We start from the raw sequence: 13,207 nt of genomic DNA, 5'->3' as shown, positions 1-13,207 counted from the left end.
GAAAAGTGACAAGCCCTACTTCGTTATTCTTGGCACGATCGAACCACGCAAGAACCACAAACTTCTTTTCGACATCTGGGACCGGATGCACCGCAAGATGGACGCAAGCCGTATCCCCGACCTGCGGATCATCGGCGCGCGTGGTTCGAAAAACCCGGCCGTCTTTGACTGGCTCGATAATTCGCCACACGTCGGCAGGACCGTGTTCGAACTGGGTTCGCTCGCCGATAAAGAAATGAAGGCGCAACTTGCCGGAGCAACCGCACTGTTGTTCCCAAGCCATGCCGAGGGCTTCGGTCTCCCCCCGTTTGAGGCGACAGCGCTTGGCGTTCCGTCGATTTCTGCGCCTCTGCGCACGGTAGAGTTGTTTCTGGGCGACATGCCTATTTACGCAGATCCAGCCGATATGTATCAATGGTTCCAGGCCATACGGGGGTTGGCCACTGAAGACTTGGCGCAAAGGACGAAACGCCGCGCTGAATTGCTCGCTTATGGGCTGCCAACGTGGGAAAAACACTTCGACCGTGTCTTCGAACTAATTTAGTCGCTGCGCCCCATTTCGGGTCCCGTCGGAAGCAGTCAAGCTGGTTCACAGCCTGCGCCGGTAGGCGGCCCACCTGCAAAAGTGCGAAACACGCCTTTTGGATCTTCTGTGCGAACGGCGCACCTGTGCTTGGGTCCGTGTCTCGACCCTTGCCGAGGTGCTGGAAGCCCCTCGCCGAACCTTAGCGGTCCGTTTTAAAGATCCCTTGGTGCCGGGGGCGTCCGCCTTTGACCGTGATGGAGGCGCTTCGCGACATGAACCACCTTGCCACCTTCCTGCAAGACCTGGGCAGTAGGGGTATCAACCCGCATACAGCCGGACCGATCGCAGGGGTCGAAGCTCCGCATGAATTTCACCATTGGGTTGTCCTCGGCGGAATGCGCAACGGCTCGAACCTTTTGGAAGAACACCTCGCTGCGTTCCCCGACATCACCGTCCAGGGTGACCTCTTCGTCCCGCACTTCTTCGGCCACCCCAAGCAGATCTTGCAATTCGGTCCATCCATGACCGCGCGCGAATCCGATCCGGTTCGCGTCACCGAAGCCATGCAGCCCACCGGCGAAGGCATGCCGGGCTTCGGCTGCTCTATGACCATGGGCCCCACGTGTCGTGAACACCCTATAGCTGCCAAGATCATCCTCACGCGCCGCCCCATCGACAGCTAAGTAACGCTGAAGGTGGCTCGCAAAACGGCGCAAGGTTGGTTCGGAGGCCTGACCGCCGCACGCGCTGCAAAAGTGCAGTTAGACGGCAATGATTATGCTGATTTTCTGAACACTCTGGCGTCATTTCAGACCAACCTTGCCCGGTTCCTTCAAACCACCGGACAGACCGCGCTTCACATCGACTAAGACGATCTGTCTGACGCCGATCTGATCGACCGATATGGTGTGCCGCTGTTCCCAAACGGATCAGACACAGCATGGAGCCCCGCCAACCAACGCGCGGCGTTTCTGGTGTTCCCCGGTTTTCTCAAGGGTAATCTGGGCGGACCGACGCCGCTTCGGGTCGACACCACACGGGCCAATCAGGGCATTTTGCTGCAAGCGATCACCGACTTCGCACTTCCAGATCGCGTGATCCGTGAAGACGCCCTCGCAACAGGTCTGAGCGATATCACAAAGGAAGCGGGCGTCACCGGCCCACCTGCCCAAAGCGAATTCTCAGCGTCCACACCCTTCGCGCTGGCCGATGTCCGCGACGCGGCGCTCGACGGCGCAACCCGCGCCTCCGACCAGCGCGATTTCATGACGTTTGGGTTTGACCGCTGGGAGCCGCCTCAGGCGGCTTGAACGTTCCGCGTTTCCGTCAGAATCGTGTGCAACGTCGCGGGGTCGTTGTTCGCGCGAAGTTTTGCACAAATATTTGCGTCCCGCATCGTTCGCGAGACCAACGCCAGAGCCTTCAAGTGCTCAACGCCTGCGTCTTCGGGCGCCAGAAGCGCGAAGACCAGATCGACTGGTTGACGGTCGACCGAACCGAAATCTAGCGATTTCTCTAGCCGGATGAAGATCCCAAACACGTCGTCAACATCCCGCAGCCGCGCATGCGGAAGGGCTACACCGTGACCCACACCGGTCGGCCCAAGGTTCTCGCGCTCCTGAAGGGCGGAACAGACATCGGTTAGGTTAAGACCGCTGACGCTGTTCGCAACGTCAGCAATCTCCTGAAACAGGCGCTTTTTGCTTGTCGCACCATGCAAAGCTTTCACTGCGTCCGAACGCAGAATTGTAGCCAGTTCCATTACGCTTCGTATCCCCTGGGGCTTTGCCTAAAACATGGCGCGGTCCGCTTGTCTTTAGTCCGGGTCAATCCACCCGATATTTCCGTCATCGCGGCGATAGACGATATTGACGCCGGTGTCCTGCTTCTCGTTGCGGAAGACCAACACCGGAGCCCCTGCCAATTCCATTTGCATCACAGCTTCGCCGACAGATAGCCAAGGTATCTTAACCTCCATCTCGGCAATGATCATAGGCTGAAGGGTCTCAGGTTCTAATTCTTCCGGTTCATCAGATGCGGCGAGGATATACGAGGAGCCTTGCAATAGTTCAACCGGAGTCGTGCGATCTTTGTGGTGATCTTTCAGCCTCCGCTTGTATCGCCGAAGCTGTTTCTCCATTTTTTCGGAGCAGCCATCGAAAGAAGCATAGATTTCAGTCGCACGCGCCTTGGCTTGTGCTGTCAGTCCGGTGGAGAGGTGTACCGTCGCCTCACAGACATATTCGTGAGCATCGCGTGAAAATACGATGGACGCATCTGTGGGCCGCCCGGCATATTTTTCAATAACTTCAGTCAGATTGTCCTTCACATGGGTTTGAAGAGCTTCGCCAATGTCGATCTGTTTGCCGGTAATCTGATAGCGCATACGGGTCTCCCTATGGACAGTTGAAAGTCGTCTAAAACCCCTAAAACAGGGGCTTAAACAGGTCGTTAATTGTTGGAGGATAGCCGAAAGCCGTCCGCAGTTTCGGCGGCTGGTTCGGGCAGTTATGCAAGGACATTTGGTCCATCATTAGCCTTATTTGGCGATAAATCAGCGTTCGCTGTCAATGGTTGGATTGCGTGTTTCAAACGATTCGGAAGCTATCGCCAAGGTACACACGCTTCACTTTCTCGTCCGCAACCACCTCTTCTGCCGTGCCACTCATCAAGACTTCACCGTTATGAAGAATATAAGCGCGGTCCACAATTTCAAGCGTTTCACGGACGTTATGATCGGTGATCAACACGCCAATACCGCGTTCTTTAAGATCTATTACAAGATCGCGGATGTCGCCAACGGCAATCGGGTCCACTCCGGGAAACGGCTCGTCCAACAACAGATATTTTGGGTTCGCGGCCAGACTGCGCGCTATCTCGCACCGTCGCCGTTCACCGCCGGACAAAGCAACCGAAGGGGTGCGGCGCAGGTGCGCGATTGAGAACTCGTTCAACAACTGATCAAGCCGCTCACGCCGCTTCGTCCGGTCTTTCTCAACAATCTCAAGGATCGCAAGAATGTTGTCTTCGACGCTAAGCCCCTGAAAAATAGATCTTTCCTGAGGCAAATAGCCAATACCTAGCTTTGCGCGTCGGTACATCGGAAAGGTCGATACGTCCTGTCCATCAATCAAAACCTGCCCGCCGTCCGGCATTACGAGGCCCGCGATACAATAAAAACACGTTGTCTTGCCTGATCCGTTCGGCCCCAAAAGCGCGACGACCTCGCCTCGTCTCAACTCAAGACTAACGTCGCGGATAACTGGCCGTTTGCGATAGGATTTGCGCAAATTCCGAATCTTCAGACCCTGATCGCCCTCCGCAACTAAGAGGTTGGGCACCATCAGTTGTTGCCTCCACCGATCACAGTGCGCACGCGGCCTTCCATGCGCCCGCTGCCCGCTGCCAGATCAATCACCAGCTTTTCGCCGGAAATCGCCGTTTGCCCTTGGGTCAAAAGCACGTTGCCCGTCAAAGTCACGGTCCCGCCTTCAATCGAATAATCTGCTGTTTCTGCCTCAGCCGCATCCGTCGCCGTCACAAAGGTCACGCCACCGGATGCTACAAGCCGTGCAATTCCGTTTGTACTGCCGCTGTCGCCTGTCGCGTAAACGATGACAACCTTGCCGGCCGACATCCGCAAATCCCCTTGAACGACAAGAACATTACCATCGAAAATCGCCTCGCCGCTGCCCTGATCTACGCTCAGTTCATCGGCAGAAACCTCCACCGGCAAACCGCTGTCATATGCACCAGTGCTCAGCGCAATAGACGTGCCTTGCGCCACAAGGGCTGCGGGAAAACTTAGCAAAACGGCAAGGACGAACAGAAAACGGGTCACGCGTGGCGGCTCCTTAAGGTTGCGGTTCGTATATCAGGCGAACGCTATCTTTGAAAACAAGAACATAGGCGCCATTCGCTGCGTTTCGGTCAAGCCCCATGGCCCCTGCGGTAATCCGCCCTCCAGGTCCGGTCGCCTCAACAGCTTCGCCGGTCGCCACCCGAACCTCGTCATACCGGGTCACAATATTCGCACTTTCAACCGTATACCCAATTGAACTTTCCAAGCGCGCGCCACCCTGCAAAAGCACCACCTTGGCGGCCATATCAATCGTACCTTCCGGGCTGGTGATGCGGACTGATGTCCCGCCCGGCAGATCAATGGTTGCCTCCAATTCGGTCCCGATAACCTCGTTGCGGATACTTTCACCCGGACGGATCGCCGCCGCACTTATCGACAAGGCCGCACCGTCCGGCGTCACTCCGCCAAACGACGGCCGCGTGATCCCCTGATCACGCAAAAGCTGTTCCACATCCACATCTGCGTAAGGAATAGCAGCCTCCGGATCGAGCGCTTTCGCCAGCAAAAAAAGCGTTGATAATATAGCCAGTGCCGCCAAAGGCAGCGCCACTTTCAGCCAGAGAACCAGCCGCGAATATGAATTATCAACCGAAGCCATCTTACTGCTCATATAAGGACTGAACTGACGATTAGAAACCGGCAAGCGCCGCTATGGTCGCCTTCCCGCCGATCGGCTGTTTCTGTGGATTTAAAAATCCTCGGTGGAGGTCCGCCAAAGGGGGCCGGAGCAGACACCCCCTCCATCGCTGCGGTCAATGCGAGAAAATATCAATCTCAGGCCAACCCGCCAGATCAAGCTGCGCCCGCGTCGGCAGAAAATCAAACGCCGCCTGCGCCAAATCCATACGCCCTTCGCGTTCAAGACGTTCGTTCAGCTTGTCGCGCATGGCATGAAGATAAAGCACATCGGACGCTGCATAATTCAACTGCGCCTCGCTCAATTCAGGCGCGCCCCAATCGCTCATCTGTTGCAGCTTCGAAATATCGATGCTCAAAAGCTCATCCAGCAGATTCTTCAGCCCGTGACGATCCGTGTAGGTCCGTATCAGCTTCGAGGCGATCTTGGTGCAATACACCGGCGCCGTAAGCGCCCCGAATGCGTGAAACATCGCGGCAATATCAAAGCGTCCGAAATGAAACAGCTTCAGAACCTCGGGATCGGTCAACAAACGCTCCAAATTCGGCGCGCTGGTCTGCCCCTTGGCGATCTGCACCAGATGCGCATTCCCATCGCCACCCGACAGCTGCACCAGACAGAGACGATCGCGATGCGGGTTAAGCCCCATCGTCTCGCAATCGATGGCAACCATGTCGCCCAGATCCAGATCGTCTGGCAGATCGCCCTGATACAAAGTGTTCGTCATAACGTCCTCACTTGGGGATGCGCGTGCGCAGGAACAGATAAAGCGGTAGACCACAGCTAACGCCAATGCACCATGTCGCCGGGATGCCCCAAAGCGCCAGCCAGTTCTTGCGCACCACGGTTTCCGCGATGATCCACACGGTCAAAGCAATCGCCGCAATCGTCAGATCCCAGGTCAGTCCGGTGGTTGACGCATTCACGTACCACGCATCAATCAAACCGCTAAGTCCGGTGCCGGTTTCGCGCATATAGGTTACGAAATAGTACATCGGGTGGATTGCGCCCCAAACAGCAAGCGCTAGATAAACCATTCTCAGGGCCGACATCTACAGCGTTCCCCGGACACCGATTTTCGCTTCACCACTGACAGTGATCCCGCCCGAAACAGGCTCTGGATCCCCGTCAACACCGCAAGCGGCCAGAACCAGAAACGCCAGCGCCAGAATTGGTCTCATCCGCTCACCTCAACGCGTGCGCCACTGACATTTCCGGAAACGGTTGGCGAAACGCTCATCCCGCCGCTGCCGAATGTCGCGCCGATGCCAAGTTGCGGGTTTTCACAGGCCGCCGTCACGAGAACGGCCAAGAGGATTGCAAGCTTTTTCATCATACCAGACGTTCCTTCCAGCGTTTTATCTGCGCACGCACCTGATCGGGTGCAGTGCCTCCATAAGATGTGCGACTTCTCACCGAATTGTCCACGCCAAGGACGTCAAACACACCTTCTGTGATCGCGTCATGAGCGGATTTCATCTGATCCAGCGTCAGATCCGGCAGATCACAGCCCTGTTTCTCGGCCATCGCCACCAAACGTCCGGTCACGTGATGCGCATCGCGAAACGGCAACCCCGCTTCGCGCACCAACCAGTCGGCAAGGTCGGTGGCCGTCGAAAACCCAGAGGCCGCAGCAATGCGTAAAGGCGCCTCGTTCGCACGCATATCTCTGACCATGCCCTCCATCGCCGCTAGGGCAAGCATTAGACTGTCGGCAGCATCAAAGACCTGCTCTTTGTCTTCCTGCATGTCTTTTGAATAGGTCAGCGGAAGCCCCTTCATCACGGTGAACAACCCGACAGTTGCCCCAAGAATCCGCCCGATCTTCGCTCGGACAAGCTCGGCTGCGTCCGGATTTTTCTTTTGCGGCATGATGGATGACCCGGTCGAAAACCGGTCCGACATGACCACGAAACGAAACTGCGCCGACGACCAGATCACCAGTTCCTCGGCAAACCGGGAAAGATGCATCGCACAAATCGTAGAAGCCGAAAGATACTCCAATGCAAAATCACGATCCGCCACTGCATCCAGCGAATTCGCGGCCGGGCGGTCAAAGCCAAGTGCCTTCGCTGTCATCTCGCGATCTATCGGGAAAGACGTGCCCGCCAAAGCAGCCGCGCCGAGAGGCGACTCGTTCATCCGTGCCCGCGCATCCGAAAACCGCGACGCATCCCGACCCAGCATTTCAACGTAAGCCATCATGTGATGGCCCCACGTCACAGGCTGCGCTGTCTGCAAATGCGTGAACCCCGGCATCACCCAGTCGGCACCCGCTTCGGCCTGCGACAAAAGCGCCTTCTGCAACGCTTCGATCCCCATGATCGCGCCATCGCACTGATCGCGCACCCACATCCGAAAATCGAGAGCTACCTGATCGTTCCGGCTGCGGCCCGTATGCAAGCGCCCCGCAGGTTCCCCGATCAAATCCTTCAGGCGCGCCTCAACATTCATGTGAATGTCTTCCAGCGCAGTCGAAAACTGAAATGTGCCCGTCTCAATCTCTGACAAAACCGTGAGGAGACCTTCCCGGATCGTTTCAGCGTCGCTAGGTTCGATGATGCCCGTGGCCGCCAACATGGCGGCATGGGCGCGCGAGCCTTCGATGTCTTGGCCTGCCAGTCGTCTGTCGAACCCGATCGAGGCGTTAATTGCCTCCATGATCGCGTCCGGTCCAGCGGCAAAGCGGCCGCCCCACATCGAATTTGCGTTGTCGGTCATCAGTAATCGTCCTTCGGAGGGACCCATGCGTTATATCTCAGCCGTCCTCTACACGGCCCTCGTCCTTGGTGCAAACGCCGCCCACGCAGATATTGCGGCGGCAGAAGCGGCGCGCGAGGGGATGATGAAGAAGCTGATCTTCTCCGACCCCAAGGCTGTGTCGTCCAAGACCTTCACTGACCCATCAGGCGGCGAATTCACGCTTGCTGATTTCGAAGGCAAGCACGTGCTGGTCAACTTCTGGGCCACATGGTGCGCGCCGTGCCGCAAAGAAATGCCGATGCTGTCTGATATCCAGACCGATTTTGGCGGCGACTCATTCGAGGTCGTCACAATCGCTACAGGTCGCAACCCTCAGCCCGCCATAGACCGCTTCTTTGAGGAAATCGGCGTCGAGAACCTGCCGAAATACCTTGATCCACGCTCTGCACTGGCCCGCGACATGGCTGTCCTTGGCCTGCCAATCACGCTGATCCTCGATCCAGACGGCAACGAGATTGCCCGAATGCGCGGTGAAGCCGAATGGAACGGCGAAAGCGCTTATGCGGTGCTAGAGGCGCTTTTGCCCGAGGCGGACGGCTGAAACCGGCGCTAAAAAACCGTTTGTCGTGATTGTATTCGGGCCGTTGCCCCTTGCTCGGTCCCCACAAGCGCATCCACGTCCACAAATCCCTTTCGGGAATAGGAGGTCATACGGCTGCGCGAGCGGCCAATTTCCATCAAGGTCTGGGAGCATTCGAATTCGGGGCAGGGCGAAGTATCTTTCAAAAGACACTCATGCCGGCCCATACAGTGTTGGAATCCACACGTCATAGGGCAATATACTCAACTGGTTACAAAAACAAAAACACGGCTTAACTTTTCCAAACTAGCGCAAGATTGTGGCTTTGATTTGACAGGACTAACGAAAAGTAAACGTTACACGGCGTCCGTGGTAAATGCCCGCGCTTGCTCCGCCCTGCGCGATCCGCTTTAACCCCCCGGACCCGCATTACCCGAGACCGCATTTCTTATGTCCCAATCCCAAGGCCGCATTGTCGCGGTGCTCGGCCCAACCAACACCGGTAAGACGCACTATGCGATTGAGCGTATGCTTGCGCATCGCAGCGGCATCATTGGTCTGCCGCTTCGGCTGCTCGCGCGCGAAGTTTATGACCGCATCGTTGCGATCCGGGGCCCGTCGTTCGTCGCCCTGGTCACCGGGGAAGAACGCATCGTCCCGGACCGCACGCAGTATTGGGTCTGTACCGTTGAGGCGATGCCCGAAGGCATCGGCGTGGATTTCCTCGCCGTGGACGAAATCCAGCTCTGCGCCGACCCCGAACGTGGCCACGTCTTCACCGACCGCCTTTTGCGCGCGCGCGGCCTGCACGAGACGCTCTTCATGGGCTCTGACACCATGCGAAGCGCTATCGCAGCGCTTGAGCCAAAGGCGCACTTCAACCGCCGGGAACGCTTCTCCGAACTGACCTACACCGGCTCAAAGAAAATCAGCCGCATGCCTCCCCGCGCCGCAATCGTCGGCTTCTCGGTCGACAACGTCTATGCCATCGCAGAACTGCTCAAGCGCCAAAAGGGCGGCGCAGCGGTCGTCATGGGCGCGCTGTCCCCCCGCACCCGCAACGCACAGGTCGAAATGTATCAAAACGGCGAGGTCGACTACCTCGTTGCCACCGACGCCATCGGCATGGGTCTGAACCTCGACATCACCCACGTCGCGTTCTCGGGCTTGCGGAAATTTGACGGCCGCCGGATGCGGCAACTCCAGCCCAACGAACTAGCGCAAATCGCCGGCCGCGCGGGCCGCTACATGACGTCAGGGACCTTCGGCGTCACCGGCGAAGCGCCCCCTCTGCAAGACGATGTGGTCAAAGCAATCACCGCCCACAACTTCACCCCGCTCAAAAAACTCCAATGGCGCAACACCTCGCTGCAATTCGGCTCAATCAGTCATCTCGTTGCCTCGCTGGAAGTCGCGGCCGAAGACGAATGGCTCGTCCGTGCGCGCGAAGCTGACGACCTGATGACGCTCAAGACCCTGGCCGAAGTGGCCGAAGTCAGCGCCCGTGCCAGCGACGGAGAATCGGTCAGGCTTTTGTGGGATGTCTGCCGCATCCCCGATTTTCGCGGTATCAGCCACCAGGAACACGCCCAGCTTCTTGAGCGCATCTTCGGGTACCTGCACGAACTGGGGCGCGTCCCCGACGACTGGCTTGCACGGCAAATCAACCGTATCGACCGCACCGACGGCGATATCGATACCCTGTCGAAACGGCTGGCCTATATCCGCACTTGGACCTATGTGGCGCAGCGGAACGGGTGGTGTTCGGACGAAAGTCATTGGCGTGACGCCACGCGCGCTGTAGAAGATCGCCTGTCGGATGCGCTTCATACCGCTCTGACGCAGAGATTTGTCGACCGGCGGACGTCTGTTCTGCTTCGCCGGTTGAAACAGAAGGAGGGCCTGGTGGCCAAAGTTAACGATAAGGGTGAAGTCACAGTCGAGGACCAGTTCGTCGGCCGTATCGAAGGATTCCGCTTCCATCAGGACGCCACGGCAACCGGGGACGAAGCGAAGACCGTCCGCTCTGCCGCCATTCAGGCGCTCCAGCCTGAATTCCATCTCCGCGCCGACCGTTTCTACAACGCACCGGACACCGAGATGGACTTCACCGAACAAGGCGGTCTCATGTGGGGCGAACACGCGATCGGCAAACTGGTCGCCGGGGATGACGCGATGAAGCCGCGTGCGCAGGCCTTCGTCGATGACGAAGCCGGCCCAGACGTGGCCGAAAAGGTCCAGCGCCGCCTCCAGCACTTCATCGACCGCAAAGTTGCCGCGCTGTTTGAGCCGCTGATGAACATCCAGCGTGACGAAACGCTGACTGGCCTCGCACGGGGCTTCGGTTTCCGCATGGTCGAGAATTTCGGCGTCGTCGACCGCCGCGATGCGGCCGATGACGTGAAAGCGCTCGATCAGGATGCGCGCTCGGTTTTGCGCAAGCACGGCGTGCGCTTTGGCCAGTTTACGGTCTTCATGCCGCTTCTGCTTAAACCCGCCCAGACGCGGCTTCGGCTTGTTCTCTGGTCGCTTGCCAACAACCTTGATGAATTCCCCGAAAGCCCGCCACCGGGCCTTGTGACTATCCCGACCGCGAAAGGCACGCCTGCCAATCACGCGCTGATGGCTGGCTACAAACAGGCAGGTGAACGCTCGATCCGCATCGATATGCTGGAACGTCTTGCGGATATGCTGCGCAAAGAAGACAGCCGTGGCGGTTTTGAAGCCAACCCCGACATGCTTTCTATCACCGGCATGACGCTTGAGCAATTCGCCAAACTGATGGAAGGCCTAGGCTACAGCGCTGTGCGCGGAACGCGCGAAAAGGTCAAGGTCGTCGTTACCCCAAGCGAAGAAGCATCGGTTGAAACGTCCGCAGAATCGCCTGTGGAAACGCCCGCAGCCGAGGCTGAAGACACCTCAGAAGCTGCCCCAGAGACTGCCTCGCCTGAAGAGCCAGCAGCAGTTGAACCGGTTGGCGAACAAGCACCGGCAGACACAGCAGAACCAGCAGCCGAAACCCTGGAAAAACCAGCCGAAGACACTCTAGATGTCTTCTATACCTTCGCCTGGAGTGGCAATCGTGGCCGCCAGCAACAGCAGCAAGAACGCCAAGGTGGACGTCCACAAGGCAAACCTGGTGGCAAATCCGGCGGAAAGCCGAAGGGAAAAGGCAAACCACGCGGCAAAGACGGTGCAAACGCAGCTCGCAATTTCGAGGCGCGGCCCCCGCGTAAAGAAAAAGCCATCGACCCGGATAACCCGTTTGCTCAGGCCCTGATGGGTCTGACGGGTAAGAAAAACTGACCGAAGCAGGCGCGACGCAGCGCTTAGACAAATGGCTTTGGCACGCGCGATTTTTTAAAACGCGCGGGCTGGCGACAAAGTTGGTCTCGGCGGGTCGTGTCCGCGTCGACGGGGATCGCGTTTCAAAGCCAAGTTACGGACTGCGCCCCGGCCTGACCCTGACTTTTCCACAATCACGCCGTGTGCGAGTGATCCGGGTGGAGGCACTCTCGACCCGACGCGGCCCAGCGCCCGAAGCCCAGGCGCTCTACACCGATTTGACCCCACCAGAAGACCCTGTTCCGCAAAACCCGCGTTTCCAGGGAAAGGGTCGCCCGACTGGGAAAGATCGTCGCAATGAACGCCTTTACCGCGATGGTCCGCTTGAATGAATTTCCACGCTGGGCTAGGCAGCTACGGTATTCTTTATGAGACCGTTTTATGACCTACATCGTCAATGACAGCTGCATTGCCTGCAAATATACCGACTGCGTCGAGGTATGCCCCGTGGATTGCTTCTACGAAGGCGAAAACATGCTGGTTATCAGCCCGGAAGAATGCATCGACTGCGGCGTCTGCGAGCCAGAATGCCCGGCCGACGCAATCCGCCCGGACACAGAACCTGACATGGAAAAATGGGTCGAATTCAACCGGAAGTATTCCGAGCTGTGGCCGGTGATTATCACCAAAAAAGACCCGCTGCCTACCGCGGACGAGATGGACGGCAAGCCAGGTAAGATGGACGTGTTCTCGGAGACTCCGGGCGAAGGCGGCTAAGTCACGCATCGGCTACCGATTCGACTTCAACCTTGCGCGAATTGCAGCCAAACACCCAATGATGCAACGGCGTATAGCAATTTTGCCATGTGACTTGGAAATGGGTCATTTTTTTGCTATGTTAAGGAATACACAGAGCGGGATGACGCGGTCCGGGACAGGACCGTTTCAATATCACCGACATCGACAGATCGAAAGCGACGGGAGGATACATGTGTTCCCGGAGTGTTTTTGTCGTCAAATTATTTGGGGCCGAGAAGGATAAAATCTGCATGACCAAGCCAAAGAAAATGGAATTCCGTCCGAATGACTTCATTGTCTATCCTGCGCATGGCGTGGGTCAGATCATTTCGATCGAAGAACAGGACATCGCCGGCCTTATGCTGGAGCTGTTCGTGATCTCGTTCGAGAAGGACAAGATGACACTGCGCGTTCCGACAAACAAAGCCGCCGACGTGGGCATGCGGACGCTGTCGTCTCCTGACGTGGTTGCCAAAGCGATGACCACGCTGAAGGGTAAGGCCCGCGTGAAGAAGGCCATGTGGTCGCGTCGCGCCCAAGAGTACGAACAGAAGATCAACTCGGGCGACCTGATCGCGATTGCTGAAGTGGTGCGCGACCTGCACCGCGCCGACGACCAGCGTGAGCAAAGCTACTCTGAGCGTCAGCTTTACGAAGCAGCAATTGAACGTCTCTCTCGCGAGATCTCGGCCGTCAGTGGTTGCGATGAACTAGATGCGCAAAGTCAGGTGAACGATGTGCTTGTAGGCCGCGCAACAGCAGCGGCATAAGCGCTTTTCGTTTTAAGACATGGATCGGCGGGCCTGAAGGGTTCCG

Annotated in this window: 19 protein-coding genes; 9 read left to right on the top strand and 10 right to left on the bottom strand. The window is 57.6% G+C overall.

Annotated elements, in window-relative coordinates; translation table 11 throughout:
- From Q1B15_RS09225 to Q1B15_RS09210, 4 genes are all read left to right on the top strand, one after another.
- A partial coding sequence (locus Q1B15_RS09225) for a glycosyltransferase (protein ID WP_299753250.1) occupies positions 1 to 544 on the top strand: 544 nt, incomplete at its 5' end.
- A 227-nt stretch (positions 545 to 771) separates the two neighbouring features.
- Positions 772 to 1,209 carry a hypothetical protein gene (locus Q1B15_RS09220; protein ID WP_299753248.1) on the top strand — a complete coding sequence of 146 codons (438 nt, stop codon included), beginning with the start codon at positions 772 to 774 and terminating at the stop codon, positions 1,207 to 1,209.
- A gap of 12 nt (positions 1,210 to 1,221) precedes the next feature.
- Positions 1,222 to 1,395, top strand: a complete 174-nt coding sequence (locus Q1B15_RS09215; protein ID WP_299753246.1) for a hypothetical protein — start codon at positions 1,222 to 1,224, stop codon at positions 1,393 to 1,395.
- Positions 1,396 to 1,434: 39 nt separating this feature from the next.
- On the top strand, positions 1,435 to 1,836 hold the full coding sequence (locus Q1B15_RS09210) for a hypothetical protein (protein WP_299753244.1): 402 nt from the start codon (positions 1,435 to 1,437) through the stop codon (positions 1,834 to 1,836).
- On the opposite strand, the gene Q1B15_RS09205 is transcribed toward Q1B15_RS09210, so the two are convergent.
- From Q1B15_RS09205 to argH, 10 genes are all read right to left on the bottom strand, one after another.
- Positions 1,824 to 2,288, bottom strand: coding sequence for a PTS sugar transporter subunit IIA (locus Q1B15_RS09205; RefSeq protein ID WP_299753242.1), 465 nt, complete (start codon positions 2,286 to 2,288; stop codon positions 1,824 to 1,826). The two genes, Q1B15_RS09210 and Q1B15_RS09205, sit on opposite strands and share 13 nt — an antisense overlap.
- A 54-nt stretch (positions 2,289 to 2,342) precedes the next feature.
- The gene (raiA, locus tag Q1B15_RS09200; protein ID WP_299753240.1) at positions 2,343 to 2,912 is read right to left on the bottom strand and encodes a ribosome-associated translation inhibitor RaiA; all 570 of its coding nucleotides are present in this window, start codon (positions 2,910 to 2,912) and stop codon (positions 2,343 to 2,345) included.
- Between the two features lie 202 nt (positions 2,913 to 3,114).
- The gene (gene lptB, locus Q1B15_RS09195; RefSeq protein WP_299753254.1) at positions 3,115 to 3,873 is read right to left on the bottom strand and encodes an LPS export ABC transporter ATP-binding protein; all 759 of its coding nucleotides are present in this window, start codon (positions 3,871 to 3,873) and stop codon (positions 3,115 to 3,117) included.
- A complete protein-coding gene (locus Q1B15_RS09190) occupies positions 3,870 to 4,367 on the bottom strand; it encodes an LptA/OstA family protein (protein ID WP_299753238.1) in 498 nt (165 codons plus the stop codon). Before Q1B15_RS09190 ends, lptB begins: the two co-directional genes overlap by 4 nt.
- Before the next feature lie 13 nt (positions 4,368 to 4,380).
- Positions 4,381 to 4,986, bottom strand: coding sequence for a hypothetical protein (locus Q1B15_RS09185; protein ID WP_299753236.1), 606 nt, complete (start codon positions 4,984 to 4,986; stop codon positions 4,381 to 4,383).
- A gap of 154 nt (positions 4,987 to 5,140) precedes the next feature.
- Positions 5,141 to 5,752, bottom strand: a complete 612-nt coding sequence (locus Q1B15_RS09180; protein WP_299753234.1) for a ribonuclease D — start codon at positions 5,750 to 5,752, stop codon at positions 5,141 to 5,143.
- Positions 5,753 to 5,759: 7 nt separating this feature from the next.
- On the bottom strand, positions 5,760 to 6,077 hold the full coding sequence (locus Q1B15_RS09175) for a DUF2834 domain-containing protein (protein ID WP_299753232.1): 318 nt from the start codon (positions 6,075 to 6,077) through the stop codon (positions 5,760 to 5,762).
- Positions 6,078 to 6,206 carry a hypothetical protein gene (locus Q1B15_RS09170; RefSeq protein WP_299753230.1) on the bottom strand — a complete coding sequence of 43 codons (129 nt, stop codon included), beginning with the start codon at positions 6,204 to 6,206 and terminating at the stop codon, positions 6,078 to 6,080. It abuts the gene before it with no gap.
- Positions 6,203 to 6,361, bottom strand: coding sequence for a hypothetical protein (locus Q1B15_RS09165; RefSeq protein WP_299753228.1), 159 nt, complete (start codon positions 6,359 to 6,361; stop codon positions 6,203 to 6,205). The genes Q1B15_RS09170 and Q1B15_RS09165 overlap by 4 nt, the downstream gene beginning before the upstream one ends.
- Positions 6,358 to 7,746 (bottom strand): argininosuccinate lyase, encoded by a 1,389-nt coding sequence (argH, locus tag Q1B15_RS09160; RefSeq protein ID WP_299753226.1) that lies wholly within the window; start codon positions 7,744 to 7,746, stop codon positions 6,358 to 6,360. Before argH ends, Q1B15_RS09165 begins: the two co-directional genes overlap by 4 nt.
- A 25-nt stretch (positions 7,747 to 7,771) precedes the next feature.
- Between argH and Q1B15_RS09155 the strand changes: the two genes are divergently transcribed.
- From Q1B15_RS09155 to Q1B15_RS09135, 5 genes are all read left to right on the top strand, one after another.
- Positions 7,772 to 8,329, top strand: coding sequence for a TlpA disulfide reductase family protein (locus tag Q1B15_RS09155; protein WP_299753224.1), 558 nt, complete (start codon positions 7,772 to 7,774; stop codon positions 8,327 to 8,329).
- 429 nt (positions 8,330 to 8,758) lie between these two features.
- Positions 8,759 to 11,614, top strand: a complete 2,856-nt coding sequence (locus Q1B15_RS09150; protein ID WP_299753222.1) for a helicase-related protein — start codon at positions 8,759 to 8,761, stop codon at positions 11,612 to 11,614.
- Positions 11,611 to 11,985 carry an RNA-binding S4 domain-containing protein gene (locus tag Q1B15_RS09145; RefSeq protein WP_299753252.1) on the top strand — a complete coding sequence of 125 codons (375 nt, stop codon included), beginning with the start codon at positions 11,611 to 11,613 and terminating at the stop codon, positions 11,983 to 11,985. The genes Q1B15_RS09150 and Q1B15_RS09145 overlap by 4 nt, the downstream gene beginning before the upstream one ends.
- 49 nt (positions 11,986 to 12,034) lie before the next feature.
- Complete coding sequence (gene fdxA, locus Q1B15_RS09140; protein WP_299753220.1) at positions 12,035 to 12,370, top strand: ferredoxin FdxA; 336 nt, start codon at positions 12,035 to 12,037, stop codon at positions 12,368 to 12,370.
- A 272-nt stretch (positions 12,371 to 12,642) separates the two neighbouring features.
- A complete protein-coding gene (locus Q1B15_RS09135) occupies positions 12,643 to 13,161 on the top strand; it encodes a CarD family transcriptional regulator (protein WP_299753218.1) in 519 nt (172 codons plus the stop codon).
- Positions 13,162 to 13,207 lie beyond the last annotated feature (46 nt).

The organism is uncultured Boseongicola sp., assembly GCF_937988555.1.
GTDB lineage: Bacteria > Pseudomonadota > Alphaproteobacteria > Rhodobacterales > Rhodobacteraceae > Boseongicola.
Note: the sequence above shows the minus strand (reverse complement) of the source record. Positions and strands in the feature narration are given on the sequence as shown.